The 18,222-nt window shown below is 42.2% G+C and carries 15 protein-coding genes and 1 pseudogene; 2 read left to right on the forward strand and 14 right to left on the reverse strand.

The features are described 5' to 3' along the window. The first annotated feature begins 176 nt into the window (after positions 1-176). Positions 177-341, forward strand: a complete 165-nt coding sequence (locus RMX98_RS17265) for a hypothetical protein (protein WP_409881293.1) — start codon at positions 177-179, stop codon at positions 339-341. 233 nt (positions 342-574) lie between these two features. On the opposite strand, the gene RMX98_RS17270 is transcribed toward RMX98_RS17265, so the two are convergent. The 9 genes and pseudogenes from RMX98_RS17270 to RMX98_RS17310 all read right to left on the reverse strand — a co-directional run bounded on the left by RMX98_RS17270 (position 575) and on the right by RMX98_RS17310 (position 10,218). After that, positions 575-2,542, reverse strand: coding sequence for a response regulator (locus tag RMX98_RS17270; protein ID WP_322681024.1), 1,968 nt, complete (start codon positions 2,540-2,542; stop codon positions 575-577). Continuing rightward, positions 2,542-3,018, reverse strand: a complete 477-nt coding sequence (locus tag RMX98_RS17275) for a response regulator (RefSeq protein WP_322681023.1) — start codon at positions 3,016-3,018, stop codon at positions 2,542-2,544. Before RMX98_RS17275 ends, RMX98_RS17270 begins: the two co-directional genes overlap by 1 nt. After that, positions 3,015-5,780, reverse strand: coding sequence for a PAS domain S-box protein (locus RMX98_RS17280; protein ID WP_322681022.1), 2,766 nt, complete (start codon positions 5,778-5,780; stop codon positions 3,015-3,017). The genes RMX98_RS17275 and RMX98_RS17280 overlap by 4 nt, the downstream gene beginning before the upstream one ends. 3 nt (positions 5,781-5,783) lie before the next feature. Beyond that, complete coding sequence (locus RMX98_RS17285; protein ID WP_322681021.1) at positions 5,784-6,023, reverse strand: helix-turn-helix transcriptional regulator; 240 nt, start codon at positions 6,021-6,023, stop codon at positions 5,784-5,786. Between the two features lie 84 nt (positions 6,024-6,107). Beyond that, entirely contained in the window at positions 6,108-6,347 is a 240-nt protein-coding gene (locus RMX98_RS17290) for a hypothetical protein (RefSeq protein WP_409881290.1), read from the reverse strand. 151 nt (positions 6,348-6,498) lie between these two features. Continuing rightward, positions 6,499-6,684: pseudogene (locus tag RMX98_RS17295) on the reverse strand (pentapeptide repeat-containing protein); the annotation flags it as partial. 81 nt (positions 6,685-6,765) lie between these two features. Continuing rightward, positions 6,766-7,578, reverse strand: coding sequence for a pentapeptide repeat-containing protein (locus RMX98_RS17300; protein ID WP_409881580.1), 813 nt, complete (start codon positions 7,576-7,578; stop codon positions 6,766-6,768). A gap of 112 nt (positions 7,579-7,690) precedes the next feature. After that, a complete protein-coding gene (locus RMX98_RS17305; protein ID WP_322680449.1) occupies positions 7,691-9,163 on the reverse strand; it encodes a pentapeptide repeat-containing protein in 1,473 nt (490 codons plus the stop codon). A 344-nt stretch (positions 9,164-9,507) separates the two neighbouring features. Then, a complete protein-coding gene (locus tag RMX98_RS17310) occupies positions 9,508-10,218 on the reverse strand; it encodes a pentapeptide repeat-containing protein (protein WP_322680450.1) in 711 nt (236 codons plus the stop codon). Positions 10,219-10,560: 342 nt separating this feature from the next. Here RMX98_RS17310 and RMX98_RS17315 point away from each other — a divergent pair, with 342 nt between their 5' ends. After that, positions 10,561-11,751 (forward strand): FAD-dependent oxidoreductase, encoded by a 1,191-nt coding sequence (locus tag RMX98_RS17315; RefSeq protein ID WP_322680461.1) that lies wholly within the window; start codon positions 10,561-10,563, stop codon positions 11,749-11,751. A gap of 93 nt (positions 11,752-11,844) precedes the next feature. On the opposite strand, the gene RMX98_RS17320 is transcribed toward RMX98_RS17315, so the two are convergent. The 5 genes from RMX98_RS17320 to RMX98_RS17340 form a co-directional block, all read right to left on the reverse strand. Further along, positions 11,845-12,024 carry a hypothetical protein gene (locus RMX98_RS17320; RefSeq protein WP_322680451.1) on the reverse strand — a complete coding sequence of 60 codons (180 nt, stop codon included), beginning with the start codon at positions 12,022-12,024 and terminating at the stop codon, positions 11,845-11,847. A gap of 370 nt (positions 12,025-12,394) precedes the next feature. After that, entirely contained in the window at positions 12,395-14,212 is a 1,818-nt protein-coding gene (locus tag RMX98_RS17325; RefSeq protein ID WP_322677039.1) for a tetratricopeptide repeat protein, read from the reverse strand. 360 nt (positions 14,213-14,572) lie between these two features. After that, entirely contained in the window at positions 14,573-14,764 is a 192-nt protein-coding gene (locus RMX98_RS17330; protein WP_322677038.1) for a DUF6887 family protein, read from the reverse strand. After that, the gene (locus RMX98_RS17335; protein WP_409881284.1) at positions 14,761-14,943 is read right to left on the reverse strand and encodes a DUF6888 family protein; all 183 of its coding nucleotides are present in this window, start codon (positions 14,941-14,943) and stop codon (positions 14,761-14,763) included. The genes RMX98_RS17330 and RMX98_RS17335 overlap by 4 nt, the downstream gene beginning before the upstream one ends. Before the next feature lie 84 nt (positions 14,944-15,027). Next, a complete protein-coding gene (locus RMX98_RS17340) occupies positions 15,028-18,195 on the reverse strand; it encodes a plasmid replication protein, CyRepA1 family (RefSeq protein WP_322677037.1) in 3,168 nt (1,055 codons plus the stop codon). Positions 18,196-18,222: the final 27 nt, after the last annotated feature.

The raw sequence follows: 18,222 nt of genomic DNA on the forward strand, positions 1-18,222 counted from the left end.
GACACAATTATTTAGAAGACGCATTTCGACTCCCTTCTCTACGAGAGGCTACTTCGGCTTACCTCGACTTCTCTACGAGACGCTACGCGAACGCTCGGCACAAGTCGCTCAGTACAAGTGCGCCAACGACTCCGCTACCTCGACTTCGCTCGGCACAAGTCAGGGCAAGTCGCTCAATGCTCGGTAAGCTTATTCCTTTAGGGTTGAGTTTCGACACAACGACAAGCTCAGTGCATCGCTTGGCGGTAATCGAGCGACTTGCACTGAGCCGCGTCGAAGTGAGTCGAGATTCAACTTCCGCGCAGTCGAAACCCGGCGATATCGAGTTAGATTTAATTTAACGTGAGTTCGATGAACCTCTCCCGGACAACCTCCCTCTCCCACGGGGAAAGGGAGGAGCAACGAGAAATTAGGGTTTTGGCTCCCCTCTCCGACACGGAGAGGGGTTGGGGGAGAGGTCAAAAAGGGCTTGTCGAACTCACGTTAATTTAGTCCTTCTACTTACTTGTGAAGAATTATTTAAAATCTGTAACCTTAACCAGATTAATCTGATTACTCAGCTTGGCGCAAACACTTAAGTAGATTTGACTAAGTTAGAAATCGCCATGAGCAGTTCCTCTGGTGCTACAGGTTTAACGATGTGCTGTTGAAAGCCTGCTTTTAGTGCGTACTGCTGATTGATTTCGCCTGCATAAGCAGTCAGTGCGATCGCAGGGATCTGTTTTCTCCCGATTTTTGCTTCCAAAGTTCGTACCTGTTGAATCAGCATATAGCCGTTCATCTCTGGCATCCCAATATCGCTGAGTAAGATATCTGGCTTTGACTGTATTAGCGCTTGTAATGCTTCACTTCCTGATGCGACTGCGGTGACGATCGCGCCAAACTGTTCCAGCACAAAGCTGAAAAATTCGCGGCTATCATCATTGTCATCTACAACCAGCACTTGTAAACCCCTGAGGGCAGCAAAGGGAAAAATGGCGCTTGCAGAATCAGTATTGGTGTCATCCTTGATTGTTGCACCGCCTTTGATTAGCGGCAACCTAACTCTGAAAATCGCTCCCTGCTCCTCACCAGGACTTTCGGCCCCAATTGTTCCACCGTGCATCTCAATTAAGTGACGAGCGATCGCTAAACCTAACCCTAACCCACCAAACTTTCTAGTTGTTGTACTATCACCCTGACGGAAATAGTCAAATATATAAGGTAGAAAATCAGGGTTAATACCCTTACCTGTATCACTGACGGTAATCTGTGCTTGAGCGCCGATGCGCTCCAATCGCACATTTACTTTTCCCCCAGTTTCAGTAAACTTAACAGCATTCGATAACAGGTTCCAAAAAACTTGTTGTAAGCGGGCTGAATCACCTACAATTTTCCCCACAGTTGGATCAAGCATCGTCTCAATTGCAATGGTTTTAGCCTCTGCTGCCAAATGCACTGTTTCCATTGCGGCTTCAATGGTGGATACCAGATCGACTGGAATCATGTTGAGGCTGAGTTTGCCTTGGAGGATGCGAGAAACATCTAGTAAGTCTTCAATTAATTGAGCTTGTAATTTGGCATTGCGCTCAATAGTTTTCAGTGCTTTGTCGAGCGAGGCTTGATCAAATTTACGGCTCTGCAAGAGTTTTGCCCAACCGAGAATCGGATTCAGTGGCGATCGCAATTCATGAGAAAGTACCGCCAGAAACTCATCTTTGATGCGGTTAGCAGCCTCAGCTTCCGCCCTGGCTTTTTGCTCAAGTTGCAAAAGGCGATCGCGTTCTGATTCGGTGCGTTTGCGATCGGTGATGTCAGTTAGCATAGCGATCGCACCCAAGAACTGATTTTGTTCATCAAAAATTGCTCTTGCAGAAATCAGTGTCCAGATGTACGAACCATCTTTGCAACAAAATCGTCGTTCTTGAAGATTACTCCCTTCTGGCTTGAGCCACTCCAGTTTCTCTTCGGTTGTTAGATCATCAGCCCGATCTATAAAATCAAATAAGCAACGACCGAGCATTTCTTCTGCTGAATAGCCCAACATCTGAGATATTCGCTGATTTACAAACTCTGTTCGGGCTTCTTGATTAATCATCCAGATTCCCTCATAAGAGGTATCAACAATTTGGCGATATCTGGCTTCACTCTTGTGTAAAGACTCCTCTGCTTGCTTGCGCTCGCGCCGCTCTTTCGCTTCCCGCAATGCCCGTTGCACCGAGGGAACTAATCGCCCTAGTCGTTGCTTTAACACATAATCAGTTGCACCGTTCTTCAAAGCTTCGATCGCTAATTCTTCACCCAGTGCGGCAGAAACAAAGATAAAAGGAACCTCAGGAGTGCGATTTCGGGCGATTTCCAGAGCCGAAATTCCATCAAAAGAGGGCAAGGCATAATCGGCAAGAATTAAATCGAAAGCCTCTGTTTCTAGAGCCGCTACGAAGTCAGCACCAGTTTCGACTCGAATCAGCTCGCAATCAATTCTCCCTTCTGTTAGCATCGCTTGAGCTAGCTCTGCATCTAAGACGCTATCTTCCAAAAGGAGGAAACGGAGGACATTCATTAGTTGTTCTCCTTTTGAGGATGAGGTGCTGGAGGTAAAGCACCAACGGGAGGCTGATTGAGCACTGCCCAAAACAGGCCAACACCCTTAATAGAATCGACAAAATCATGGTAATCCACTGGCTTCACAACATAAGCATTGACCCCTAACTCGTAGCATCGAACTAAGTCTGGCTCTTCACGAGAGGAAGTAAGTACTACGACTGGAATCACTCGCATTACTGGGTCAGATTTTAGTTGTGCCAATACTTCTAGTCCGTCGATTTTAGGCAGTTTCAAATCGAGCAGCACCACAACCGGATATCCTTCCATTCGCAATCGGAACAATCCCCGGCGATAAAGATAATCTAGTGCTTCTTCGCCATCACGTACTACCACCACTTCATTGGCGAGATGGTTTTCCGACAACGCAGCCAATATTAACTCTGCATCGTTGGCACTGTCTTCAATTAGCAGAATTCGCTTGAGTTCTTTCATTCACTATCCTTGTTTGACAATTTAGGCAGCGAGAAATAAAAGGTTGCACCACTGTCAACTACAGCCTCTGCCCAAACTCGACCATTATGCCGATGAATGATGCGTTGTACGTTTGCCAATCCAACACCAGTGCCTTCAAATTGCGGGTCGCTATGCAGGCGCTGAAATACTCCGAATAGCTTGTGAATGTATTGCATATTAAAGCCTACGCCGTTATCTTGTACAAAAAAGACAACTTCGTTTTCCTTGTCGGTACTTCCAACAGTAATTTCTGCTGGGTTTCGAGTCTGGCTATATTTTACGGCATTGCCCATCAGGTTGCGAAGCACCAGCCGCAGCATAGAAGGGTCGCCCTGCACTTCTGGCAGTGATTCGATGTGCCAATGGATTATCCGCCCTTGGGTTTCTGTGATCAAATCGCGTTTTACTTCTTGTACCAATTCCTCCATATTGAGGTTGATGTAGCGCATTTCGGTGCGCCCCATACGAGAAAATGTCAGCAATTCATCGATCAGTATTCCTGCCTGTTTTGCAGTTTCGGCAATTATTTTCAAATAGCGCTGACTAGTTTGATCTAAGCTGGTTGAGCTATTACGTTTCTGAAGTAATTCGATAAATCCGGCGATGTGGCGCAGGGGTGCCCGCAAGTCGTGAGAGACTGAATAGGAGAAAGATTCGAGTTCTTTGTTGGCGGCTTCGAGTTGGGCAGTACGTTCTTGAATCCGTTGCTCTAGCATTTCGTTGAGTTGTTGCAGGGATGCTTCGGCAATTTTGCGATCGTGAATGTCGCTGGCAATGCCCACCCACTTGACAATCTGTCCGCTTGGATCTCGAAATGGTAAACCCCGCACAATATGCCAACGATAGCTACCATCAGAAACTTGACGAAAGCGAATTTCTACTTCGTAGTTTGTAGCGTTAGCAACAGCCTCCATTGAAGTTTTAAAGACGCGATCGCGATCGTCGGGGTGAATGGCATAAATCCAGCCATAACCAAAGGTCTGCTCCATTGTCAATCCGGTGTAGTCTAACCAGTATTGATTGCAATAGCTAATACCACCATCGCTATTACCCATCCAAATCGCTTGGGGCGAGATTTCCGTTAAAATTCGGTATCGCTCCTCGCTGTCACGTAGTGCTTCTTCTGCCAACTTGCGATCGTGGATATCTACACAGGAGCCGATATAGCCGAGAAACTCCCCTGATGGTGCGAATCGAGGTACACCAGTATCAAAAACCCAACGGTATTTGCCATTAAAACATCTGAGGCGATATTCTATTTGAAATTTTTTTCGGGCATGAAAAGCATTGGTGTATGTGTCTAAGCAACGCTGAAAATCATCGGGATGAACACCTTCAGCCCATCCATTGCCCATCTCTTGCTCCAGAGTCCGCCCGGTAAAATCTAGCCAGGGTTTATTAAAGTAGTTACAAAGTGTGTCAGTACCGGACATCCAAATCAGTATGGGAGCGGTGTCTGCCATCTGGCGAAAGCGTAGTTCACTTTCACGCAAGGCTGCTTCTGCTTGGTTGCGATCGCTAATGTCGGCAATCAGCCCCAGCATCCGCACTGCTTCCCCTTGAGCATTATGATAAATACGACCCCGTGCCCAAATCCAGCGTAATTCTCCATCTACACGACGAATGCGGCACTCAAAATTCCAGGTATCCTGATTAATTAGAGCATCTCGAAATTTGGCATCAACCAAAGGGCGATCTTCAGGTAAGACGTGCTCTAGGAAAATATTGTAAGTCCATTCGGGTAGGAGAGAGTCGTAACCAAAGATTTGGTCGTGTCGTAGAGAACGGTGAGCAGTCTGGTTGCTCAAGTCCAGATCCCAGTCACCCAATTCTGCGGCTTGCAGTGCAAAGTTTAGCCGCTCATTGCTCTCACGCAACGCTGCTTCTGCTTGGTTGCGTGAGAGCAGCGCAGCTTGCTGTTCGCTGATGTCAGCGATCAACGCCGCATACCCTTCAACAATTCCCTGTTTATTAAACTGGGGAACGTAAGTAGCATTAATGTAGCGTGTGCCACCATCTTTATAAGGAATTTCACTTTCAAAAGTAACCTGCTCTCCTGCTAGCACTTGTTCTACATAAGGACGAAGCGCTTGATATGCGGATTCACCCAATACTTCCAAAATATGTTTTCCATAAACCTCTGCTGCTGAATGCCCAAACCACTCTTCATAAGCTCGGTTGTTGAAGCGGTAGCGTTGTTCTGAATCTACAAAGGAAATCAGAACTGGCAGCGTATCTGTAATTAAATGAAGTTCTGTTTCTCGTTGCCGCAGTGCTTCTTCATTAGACTTTGTTAAGCGACCAAACTTTACCTCGCTCTCGTGTAGTAACTTCAGATTTGCTTCAGCTTGCTGTTGGGCTGTGCGGCGTGATTCGTTGAGCCAGCTGATTAACCCTGCTGTCAGCATGAACACGACTAGGGGGATTACAAGACTATGACTAATGTTCAGCGAATAGAGTGGCTTAAAAAAGAAGTAATTGATTGCCAAAGTAGACAAAACGGTTGCAATTAACCCTGGCCCTAAGCCACCGTACCAGGCACTCACCATCACCGCAGCAAAAAAGAGTGCCGCAGGTGTTGGAGTGAGATATGGATCGAGTAGCAAAGTTGTCCACAGTGCTAAGGCAACGGATAACAAAGCAACACCATAGTGCAGCAGTTGCTCCCAGATGAATGCGCCCTTGTCTCTACCGCCAGCAAAGAGGTTTTGGCGTTTAAATACTCTTGCCTTACGACTCATAACCTACTCTGCTTCTGGGAAATACTGATTTAGCAGGCTTTTACCGGGTTCGCCCATCTTCCGTAACATTTCTTCTATTAGTTTTAGTGCTATGCGTGAAGGGACTGCATGTCCATTCTCCCAACGGTTGACTGTTTTGAAGGAAACTCCTACTTTAGCAGCAAACTGTTTCTGAGAAAGATTGAGTTGCTGCCGAAGTTCCCGAATTAAGTTTAAAATTTCCAGGCGCTTTGTTACAGACATTTTTATATTTTATTTTCATAGAATAATTAGATTAGGACAAGTGTCCTATCATTTATCTCCTACTCAGGGAATATTTTCTTTGTTTTAGTCTCTAACTGAACCGTTTGAGTTCAAAGGTTCGATGGTGATGCTCTGAGGTTCAACGATGATGCTCTGAGGTTCAACGATGATGCTCTGAGGTTCAGCGATGATGTTCTGAGGTTCGGCGATGATGCTCTGAGGTTCAAAGATGATGGTCTGAGGTTCGGCGATGATGTTCCGAGGTTCGGCGATGATGCTTTGAGGTTCGGCGATGATGTTCCGAGGTTCGGCGGTGAAGCTCAAAGGTTAAAGTTTCAGTATCTAAGCGTGAAACTTAAGCGTTCCAATGTTCTGGTGGTTGAAGATTTTCCGGTAGGATGGTTGTGCGATCGCCTTTTGCCGATTCAATCTGCTGTTGTTCTAGATTTTCGGCTCCTCTAAGGTCTGCCCCTTGCAGGTCGGCTTTGTTGAGGAATGTCCCTTGCAGATTGGCTTCGTTGAGGTATGCCCCTTGCAGATTGGCTTTGTAGAGGAATGTCCCTTGCAGATTGGCTTTGTTGAGGTTTGCCTTTTGCAGATTGGCTTCGATGAGGTATGCCCCTTGCAGATTGGCTTCGATGAGGTATGCCCCTTGCAGATTGGCTTCGTTGAGGTATTACCGCAGAAGATTGACTTAAATTTCATAATAACTATGAATATGTAGTTTTCCCATATCTAGACTCTATCCTATGTGGTCTGGCCCTTGCATTTCGGCTTTGATGAGGGGTGGCGCTTGCAGATTGGCTTCGATGAGGTATGCCCCTTGCAGATTGGCTTCGTTGAGGTATGCCCCTTGCAGATTGGCTTCGATGAGGTTTGCCCCCCTGATATCGATATTATTTAAATCCAAGCTCTGATTTTCCAGTTCATTTTCAGACTTGCGCCGTCCAATGACGGTAAGGGCGGCTTGAATATCTGTCTGAAGTTTTAGTTTTTCCTCTATCTCCTTTGGTTTTTGATAATTCAAAGTATTGACTATTATTAATGAATCTGTATTTTCTGTATTTTTCTCTGAAAAATCCTTCAAAGGTGCATTTTCTCGCACAAAAGCCGTAAGGACTTCCATAATTGTCCAGTGATCATCTTTAGAATCTTTGGCGATTCGTTCTAAAGTATAAATTGCTCCTAATCGCGTTTCAATCTTTTCATTTCCAAGCTGTTCAACCGCTTTCGCAAAACGTTCTGTAATTTGCTTGTCTTGGGCAGCTTGGGCATTTTGGAGCGCAGCCTTAGCAGTTTTATTTGCAGCTTCAGCACTTTTATCCATAGCTTCCCAACGCTTCGCTGCATAGTAAGCATTGATAAACACTGCAATTCCACCGAAAATTGTCGCAGTAGTTTTTAGCGCTTCAGTTTCATTTTTTAATCGTTCATCTGACGGGGATATATCCCAGACAAAGTAAGCGATTATAAAAAATGAAATAATAAATAATCCAATAAATAAAATTAGAACTATAAACGAATTTCTGGGTGTGTCTGTCTTGTTATCAGACATAAATTATATTTCTTCCTCATCTCCAGAATTGTTACGGAGACTTTTGGTAAAAACTATAGCATTAAGTAAAACTGGTAGAATGCGCCCAAATAACGAATGATGCTGTGATAACTTAACCGGACTGCCGCCAATGTGTTGGTGCTTCGATATAATCAGGTAGACGAGTGGTGCGATCGCCAAGTGCTTCTCTAATCTGGTGCAACTCTAAGTTTTTCGCTCCTGTCAAAATTGTTCCTTCCAATTTGACATCATTGAGGTTAGCTTGTGAAAAGTTAGCTCCCATCAGGTTTGCCTGAGTCAGGTTAGCTTGATAAAAAGTTGCTCTATTGAGGTTTGCTCCAATGAGGTTAGCTTGATACAGGTCAGCTTCCGTAAAGCTAGCTTCTGAGAGGTTGGCAAAATAGACTTCTGTTTGATGGAGTTTGGCTGCATTCAAATTAGCCCCAGAAAGGTTAGCCCCATTCAAGTTAGCGCCACAGAGGTTAGCACCAATCAAACCCGTTAGATGCAGGTTGGCTTTACCCAATTTTGCTCCTTGCAAGTTAGCTAAAAACAACTTTGCTCCAGAGAGGTTAGCGAGTTTTAAAGTCGCTTGTTGCAAGTTAGCTTTATAAAGGTTCGCTGCCTGTAAATTAGCTCCACGCAGACTTGCACCAGAGAGATTGGCTGAACGTAGGTTTGCTCCAGAAAGGTTGGTACGATTGAGATTTGCCCAACAAAGGTTGGCTCCACATAAGCTGGCTTTTAGTAATTTGGTTTCATAGAGAATAGACCTAATGAGTTTAACGCCACTAAGGTCTGCTCCACTCAAGTCAGCGCCACGTAGGTCAGCCCCACTCAAGTCAGCGCCGCGTAGGTCTGCTTGTTGCAGGTTAGTTTTTAGCAGGTCTGCTTGTCTAATGTCGGTGTTACGTAAATCAAGTTTCTGATCTTTTGGGTCTTCGAGTAAATTACGCCTGCCGATAACAGTAAGGGCTGCTTGAATATCGGTGCGTATTTTTGGGAATTCTTCATGGAGATTTTGATCTACTTGCGGTGTCGGATGTAACCCACCTCTACGCCTACTTGAATAAACTGCTCTTTGATATTCCGGTTGTTGCTCCCCTTTTACTTGCTGGATAGGTGCATTCTCTCGCACAAAGGCAGTGAGAATTTCCATAATTGTCCAGTGTTCTTGAGGAAAATCCTGAGCAACTCTTTCTAAGGCATAAATTGCGCCTGTTCGGGTTTCAACCTTTTCATGGCCAAGTTGAGCAATTGCGCCCATAAAGCGCTCTGCAATCAATCTGTCTTGATTAAGTTTTGCATTTTGAATGCCAATTTCTAAGTTTTTCTCAGTTGCGATCGCATTTTTTTGCATCGCTTGGGCACGCCTTGCTGCATAATAAGTATTAAACATTGCTGCCGATGCGAGAAAAACTATTGCAGTAGTTGTTAATGCTTGGTTTCTATACTGAATTTTTTCCTGAATTGACAATTCTTTGATACTGGATAAAACAAAGAAAATTACAGTCAATGAGAAACCAAATATAACTGTTATAGCGATCAACCAATTCAACAAAGGGTCTGTCTTTTTAGAAGACATGGTAAAAATTTTCCTTACAACTTAGAATTATTACTTAGATGTTGGGGAAAAATAGTATAGCATTTAGCAGAAAATTATAATAGGTGTCAAGGCACTCATTGAGCTAGGGAATTATATCTAATATACTTATAGATTAGGGCAGAAATAGACCACCCATTCCAAATCAATGAAACGCTTGTGCTACAAGAATTACGAATTAGGCTGAAAATAGGGAATGGGGAAAAGAAATTTTCATTGCTTGTATTCTACCCGTTATATTATGTCCGGTTAAAGACTTATCATTAAAACCGCAGAGGAGCAGAAGTGAGATTATTCAATAATTAAGCAGGCATAATATTAGTATTTTATTTAGAAAATTGAGTTTCTCTGAGGTTTGCCCCATCGAGTATGGTATGATTGATAATTGCCTCATGCAACCCAGCTAGATATAAACTGGCACGATGCAGGTTAGCTCCAGAAAGGTTAGCTCTCTCTAAGTTGGCTGCGCTGAGGATTGCTCCTTCTAAGTTAGCTAGATATAAGTTAGCTCCTTCTAGGTTAGCTGCACTAAGTATTGCCCCTGCTAGATTAGCTTCTCTGAGGTTTGCCCCAGCAAGGTTAGCTTGATAGAGATTTGTCTGTTCTAGATTCGCCCCATTCAAATTTGCTCCTCTCATATCTGTGTAGCTCAAATCAAGTTGCTCATTTTCTGGGTCTTTATTTACATCTCTCCTGGCGATAACACTAAGTGCTGCTTGAATATCTACACGAACTTTTGTTGACAGGTTGCTTGTTACTTTCTCTTGGGGTATATAAGGAGAATTTTTTCGGACAAAAGTAGTAAGAATGTGTATAGCTATCCAGTGATACTGTGGATGATTATGGGCTATTTGCTCTAAATCATTAATTATAGCTAGACTATTTTCTGTTGTGTTTTTTCCTAGCTGCTCAATTGCTCTTTTTAAGCGTTTTTTTGGTGATTGATGCTGAGTTTTTTTAACTTGTTCCTGGAAAGCAGGTATCCATAGAAATGTTTTTGATAGCTGGATGCGATTTATTGATAAAATATTTTTCATAAGATGAAAATCTGTAACAATGCAATCAATTTTATTTTTGAATTTATTTGTGTAGGTAGAGAGTCAAGAATCAGTCTTTTGTAGTTGTACGGAGTTTTGTCAAAAATCAAATATTAGTCCGATAGCAATCCTAAAAGAGTTAGGAAAAATAACTTTTTATCGAACCACAGAAGCATAGAGAACACGGAGAGATAATAAATAGAGATTTCACAAATGATTTAGGATTGTTGTTTCCAATTATCAATTGTACTCACTAGTCTTTATTCTTCACTGAAAATTAACTAACATCATGATGATTTTGATTTATTCCTAATTAGAGATTAACTAAAAATGAGTATTGAAATGCAGCAAAAAATACAGCCAATAGTTAAAAACCTGGTGTTAATTGGTGGCGGCCATAGCCATGCTATTGTTATGAAAATGTTCGGGAAAAAACCTTTAGCAGGAATACGTTTGACATTGATTACCGCAGCATCAGAGACAGCCTACTCTGGAATGTTACCGGGACACATTGCCGGATTTTACAGCCGTGATGAATGTCATATTGACTTGCGACCCTTGGCGAACTTTGCTCAAGCACAGTTATATATTGACACGGTAGTTGACCTAGACTTGAAAATCAACAAAGTTCTTTGTGCTAACGGACTTGTGGTAGATTTTGATGTGCTGTCTATTGATATTGGCAGCACTCCCTCTAGAATATCTGTATCAGGTGCGGCAGAATATACGATCGCAGCTAAACCAGTATCGCAGCTATTAGAGCATTGGGATGAATTAATTGCAGCCGTAGGTAAAAATCCTCAAAAACCAATTAGCATTGCGATCGTTGGCGGTGGTGCTGGCGGTGTAGAATTGGCACTATCAATGCAATCTCGTTTACATCGGATTTTGCACGAAACTCAACAACCTATTCAAAATCTAGAAATTCATTTATTCCAGCGCGGACAAGAACTGATGCCTAATTATCATCAATCAGTGCGGCATCAACTTCAGCAAATTTTAACTGAGCGAGGTATTAAGTTACATCTTGGCGAAACTGTGTGTAAAATTGCACCTAAAACCCATAATGAAGCTAAAGAAGTATTTGAAATTAAATGTGAATCTGGGTTGAAAGTAGAGTGCAATAAAATCTTTTGGGTAACACAAGCCTCAGCACCCGAATGGTTAAAAAATGCTGGACTAGGAACTGATGAGCAAGGTTTTATTTTAGTAGAAGACACGTTGCAATCTCAAACACACCCGCAGATATTTGCATCTGGTGATATTGCCGCAATGGTAAATCATCCGCGTCCGAAAGCTGGGGTATTTGCTGTTAGACAAGGCAAACCTTTGTTTGAGAATTTGCGGCGAATTTTATTAGATAAGTCACTCAAAACTTATAAACCACAGAAACAATATTTGAGTTTAATTGGTACAGGAGACAAACGAGCGATCGCTACTAGAGGTATCATCACCTTAGCACCTCACAAACTATTCTGGCATTACAAAGATTGGATTGACCGCCGCTTCATGGAACGCTTTCGCTTTGAATAATATCATGTCTGGATAATTTAGTTGCGATTCCCACTGTTATTGCACCCCACACGCCAGATGCTTCACTTGGGGAAACCCCTCTCTCTCAAAGGGCTACGGTGTACACATAAGTTTCTTAACCTGCAATGGCATTGCATCGCCTAACAATGGCATTGCATCGACTAACAATGGCATTACATCGACTGACAATGGCATTGCATCGACTAACAATGGCATTGCATCGACTGACAATGGCATTGCATCGACTAACAATGACATTGTATCGACTGACAATGCTATTTCTCTCGTTCCGATACTTTGTATGAGAATGAGTTAAGCCCAATCAAGCTAGGTTTTTAGGACTTGTGTGTACACCGTAGCCCGAAGAGGGGGAAGGGGAAACAAAGCACAGCTTTGGCGGGGTGCAATACTTGTCGGTTAAGGGGAAAAGGGGAAAAAAGGGGCGTTGCTGAATTGAAGTATGAATCTAGATGTAGAGACGTAGCACTGCTACTTCTCTACAAGGATTTTGGTATTATGCAAAATCGTTTTCATACATGGAATCAGCAACGCCAAAAAACCTTTAACCTTTAACCTTTTCCCCAAACCCAATGCCAAGTTAAAAATGCACAAAGCGAGCAGTATTGTGGCGGGGTGGGGTTCTTCAAAGCTGTTCAATTAGCTCAATAATTTGTTGGTAATACTGGATATTCCCTTCTTGATAATATAAGTCTGCGGATTTCTGAAAATCGCTGATTGCTCGTTGAGAGTCTCCCAGATTTCTGTAGACATCAGCCCGAAGAATGTAAGCGGAAGCCCAATTCGGCTGACGCTGTAAGGCTTGGTTTAAGTCTGCAAGCGCTCCTTGTAAATCTCCCAACAGAGAACGGCTACGACCCCGATTGTACCAGTCTTCGGCAAAGCTGGGGTCGATTGCGATCGCTCGACTGTAATCTTCTATTGCCTTTTGATAATCTTCTAAGGCATAGCGAGCATTAGCACGATCGCTGTAAAATGCAGCAGATTGGGGATTGATGTACAATGCTTGGGTGTAATCTGCGATCGCACTTTCATAAGCTTCTAAAGCATAATGAGTGGAACCTCGGTTGTAATATGCTTCAATTAAATCAGGATTAATTTTTAATGCTTGGTTATAATCGGTGATCGCTCCCTGTTCATCTCCTAAAAGACGACGAGCATTTCCGCGATTGCAATACGCTTGAGAAAAATCAGGAACAAGCTTTATTGCTTGAGTGTTATCATCAATTGCTCCCTGCAAATCTTGCAGAGCTTCACGAGCAATACTGCGACCATAATAAGCTGCGGCTAATTTATTATTAATCTGTAATGCTCGATCATAATCTTTAATTGCGCCTTTATGATCTCCTACAGAACGACGAGCCGCCGCGCGATCACAATATCCTTCTGCTAAATTAGGATTGAGTTGTAAAAGGCGATTGCTATCTTCAATTGCACCTTGATAATCTCCCAATCGCCGACGAGCGTTAGCCCGAAAGCCATATACTAAAGCTAAAGTCGGATTTTCTTGTAACGCTTGGTCATAATCTGCGATCGCACCTTCATAATCTTCAAGAGTACTACGCACCAGACCTCGCTCACAATAAGCTTGCACATCATCAGGATTCAGTTTTAATGCTTGGTTAAAGTCTTCAATTGCTTCTTGATAGTTTTTGAGGTGAGCAAGCACAAGACCTCGATTATAATATGCTCCGGCAAAGTTGGGGTTGATTTTTAGAGCCTGGTTGAAATTAGCGATCGCACTTTGATAATCTGCTAAAGCGTAGTAAGCATTACCTCGGTTATGATAAGCTTCCGCCAAGTTAGGATCTAATTGTAATGCTTGGTTATGGTCAGCGATCGCTTCTTGATAATTTCCTAAAATATGGTGAATATTGCCGCGATTGCTGTAAGCTGCGGCAAAACGGGGATGCCATTGTAAAGCTTGCTGGAAATCTGCGATTGCCCCTTGATGATCGCCACGTTCAAAACGAGTTACGCCGCGATTATGATAAGCATTAGCAATATCAATATTGATGTTATCAGCTAATTGGGTACTCATTTCGATTGTTTGGATATAATCTGCGATCGCTTTGTCGTAGTTTTCCAAAGCAAAGTAGGCATTTCCCCGGCTGTGGTAAGATTGCGCCAGATTGGCATCTAATTGTAACGCTTGATTATGATCTGCGATCGCGCCCTCATAATCGGCTAAAAAGTAACGAGCATTAGCCCGGTTGTAAAAGGCTATGGCAAAATTAGGATTGATTTCGATGGCACGATTGAAGTTAGCGATCGCATTGCGATAATCTTTGAGTTGACCACTTAAAATCAGCCCGCGATTATGATAAGCTTCGGCATAGTCAGGATTTAGCTTGATTGCTTGGGTGTAAGCTGCGATCGCGGCTTGATAGTCCCCTTGCAAATTGTGGTTTAATCCTTGGTTAAAAAAATCTTCCGCATTCATATAATTTTTTTGGCTTTTGACATTCCTAGCCTAAAACATCGGGATTATTAACGATATATGTCGTTGATACCGTTAAAGCTACTTTATGGGAAAAGCTTTGTAATTAGAAAAGGCAGATGGCTAATCAGTTAGCCACCGTTCTAGTGTCTAAATAACTTTCAAATAAAGATTCCCGGCAAAGGGATTGATATCATGTCCGCCTAATTAGTTATAATTCCCGCATCTGTGCAAAAAGCGCAAAAGCCCCTTTTCCCCTGCTCCCTGCAATAACTGCGGTCTAAATGATAAGTCTTTAACCGAACACGATATGAAACAAAATAAAGAGTGCTAGATTTTCACCCAGCACTCTTTATTTACTTACTATTTTTGACCTTGATTAACTCTTCTTTCCAATTCAGCCTCAGCCTCTTCAATCGACATTAGTCTTGGATTTGGATTAGCCGCGTGCAAACGGTCAACATACGCATGAAAAGCTTCAGTATTTTCAGGGTTTTGCAATACATAAGCTCGTAATTCAGCATCCGTCATATTTGCAAAATTGGGCTGTGTCATTTTGTAACCACCTCCCCGTTAGGATAAATCTCTATCTCTATTGTCTCTCCAACCAACATTACTATGCGTTTTGTCCTTTCGTCCATTCGCACCAGATTTATTGGTCGCAGCAAATTGCTCATCCTTACTGACATTCGATAGAAGGATTTCAACTGCTCTGGCGTTTGGCTCCATTTCACCTTCTTTATTATTCAGAATTTACTCAACTCGTTTATCTTAGATTTTTTGGGCTTCCGTATTTTCTCATAACTCAATTGGTATTACTATATCGTTGATAACGGAAGAGTAGGTATAGACACCATCTGGTTGGAATTTCCAGATTTCGTTTGCATAATTTCAAACTTCAAATCAGAAGAATAATCAGGCAATTCATAACCAACACTTTTAACATGAGCCAACATCAACTCATCTCGTTGATGCCAAACAGCAAATATTTTCTCTCTGCCATCATATAACGTTTCTAAATCAATTTGGTAAACCTCATTTACTCGCTTCAGCTTCAACCCCAACAAATTTAATAGTCGGCTGAGTATTTTTATTGCCGAAACCTGCTCTTTCTCCCCAATCAAATTAATCCCAAGCGCTCTTTTAATATGCTTACTATGTTGAAACGCAACATTTTTCAGCAATATCAAATCTGGATCATTTTCAACAAACTCTCGTTTTTCTTCAAGAAACTGAAGCATACCTAAAGCTCTCATTGCCTCAACTTTGAGCGTGTAAGTTTTTAAATCTGGGAGAAAAACTTTCCCTTCACCCCAAGATAATTGCTGATGCCATTCTTGCTCGTCTCTAACATGAAAATACTCGCTTTCGTGAGTTAAATAATAGTGAATTAATAGTTGACGATAATATCCTTGGTCATCCTGCAACTTCAGCCAAGAAGTAACTTCTACACCATACCTTTGTCTAAGAACATATTTATTAATTTGGTTGCGTTCTCTATCCGTTAGGGAATGCTTCACCAATAGCTGCTCATATTCTATATAATCAATATCTTTAGCATTAGCTACAGCAGATGCTCCCGATAGTTGATTTTGCTGCTTAATTTCTTTGATTTTACGTTTAATATCTTTAGCTTTTTGACGACTTTGTGCCCAATCTTTTTGAACCTTGACAATTTCTAAAACTAATCTTCGGCGCGTCGTTAAATCATCGGCATCAGTTGCTAAAAAAGCCAGCCGTAAATCTCGAATAATATTATTGTGAACAGCATTACTCCGCATCTGAATTTGATGTCCATCAGCAATTAAACCATCTTGCATCAATTGCCGATAGAGACGAATAGAAGCATTTACCCTCGCAGATAACTTCGCCCAAGTTCGCAAATGAATTGGGTCATGAACTAAAGGCAAATCCACATCTATTTTATGCGATGGACTAAGCAAAGCTAAGTTTTCTTTTTGATTTTCTTGATACCAATCAGATAGCAAGCGATAATTTGTACTCCCACTACCAATTAAACCAATACCTCGTTTAGCACACCAGACAACACGCGGTACATCATCCCTAACTCTTGCTAAAGCTTGTCTTGCTTCCGAGTCAGGAATTACCCCTTGAAAAATGCCATAAACTCGGTCAAAATGTTGGACATCAATACTAATTCCTGTACCAAGGCTAGGGGTAACAAAAACCCCGTCATATTCAGAGATTTTTTGATTAATTGCTGCTATAAAATCAACTGCTGCGTGACCTGGTGTATTTGTAGTATGACTACTAACTACCAGAGTTTTAGGAAATTGTCGCCGTAATTTTTGTAGCCTTTCTTTCAGATAGCGTTCAATTGTTTCACAACTATAACGCCCAGCGCGACTATCGGTAGTAACATAACATTTACGTCCAGCAAGCAAATCCAATTCCAGTTGGTGAATTAGCGGTGTTGGGTTCGGCGAATCATAAAAAGTCACGTCCCAACCATGCTGAGGCTTCCACTGATTGAGAACTACCCAAGGTGTTAATTTAATTCCTGCTAATCCCTGCAAATATTCCAGTGAAACATCTGATAAATCGGCATCTTGAGCAATTACTAACCCACCACTCGTTAAAACTGTAGCAATTAATTGCTGGAATAACTTTAATATTTTTACCCGCTTGTGCTTACAAGTATTACTGTTTAAAAGATGCCATAAAGATTGCTCTACTTCATCTAATATTACTATTGCTCCACGCCAATTTTCCGGGTTAAGTTTCCAAATCGAATCAACACATAAACCGAGTGAGGGCAGAGGAAAGAGAGAGCGGAGAATAGGAGGAGCAGGAGTAAGTGTTTTATCAATCTTTTTCTCTCGGTCTTCTTTATGTGTTCCCCATTGAATACCAATTTTTTCACACAGAAAACGCCCTAGTAAGATTCTGTGAGTAATTAATAAAACAGGTTGATTTCTAATTTTTGCTTGCTGAACAACGTTTTGCAATGCCGTAGTTTTTCCCGTTCCTTTCGCTGATTTTACTCCTACTAATCCAGAAGTGGGGAAAGGTATTTCACCTATATAAGGACGGTTGAATGTGAGTGCAGCAGGAATGCTTAACTCGGTGTGGGGTTTAGTTTGAGCAAGATAAATTTCTAAATCAACACTTTGGCGATAAACTTTCTCAAAGCTACTTGCACCTTTAGCAATAATAAATTCATCAACCCCTTTTTCCATTCCTGGAAGTTCGATGACTTTAACAGGGCAATTTTTTTGCTGGAATAAACAACCAAGTTGAGAAATAGCATTATTTACAGCAGCGATTGTCTTGGGTTGAGTTTCAAAATCAAAGCAAATGTAAAAACTGCGTTTTGTAATTGCAAACGCTGCTAAATCTGGAATTAGCTGACGACGCGTAACTTTGCCAAATTCATCTTTAACAACTCGATAACCACTGGTAATTCCAGGAATGGCAATAGCTACATATCCTTGCGTCAAAAGTGTTGCTGCTTTCTTCACACCTTCGCAGAGAATCAGGGAAATGTTATGTTGCATCACCCATTGCCAAAAGCCTTCAGCTTCACCATCAGCAGTAATGGTGATATTGTCAGGCATGACCAGATTGTAACGCCCAGCGACTTGCTGCCATACTTGCAGCGTTACCCGTAAACAAAACACTCGCGTTGGCGTGCTGGGGGGATGTTCGTATTTGATGGACTTACCATTGTGATTTTGTCGGGGTTGGTTTGGCTTAAAGCATCCCCACTCCATCATTTGCCAATTATTCAAAGGGTCTAGTCCCGAACACCACCAACCACCTTCAGTAATATGAGCATAACGCTGCAACCATTCAGCTTTTACCATTCCGGTATTGGTGCGGGGGAGTAACTCAGAAATCAACAGATACTCATAAGCTGTTACGCCTTGGAGCGACTTAAAATTTAGTTGCACTAAGTGTAAGTCTATACCACTACTCTTGACTAATTCTTCAAGGTGTTGGGGGTGTAAATAGTGCAGATGCATAGGTAAAGACTCGAAAAGAAGACAACT

It is taken from the genome of Nostoc sp. DedQUE02, assembly GCF_034531035.1.
GTDB lineage: Bacteria > Cyanobacteriota > Cyanobacteriia > Cyanobacteriales > Nostocaceae > Nostoc.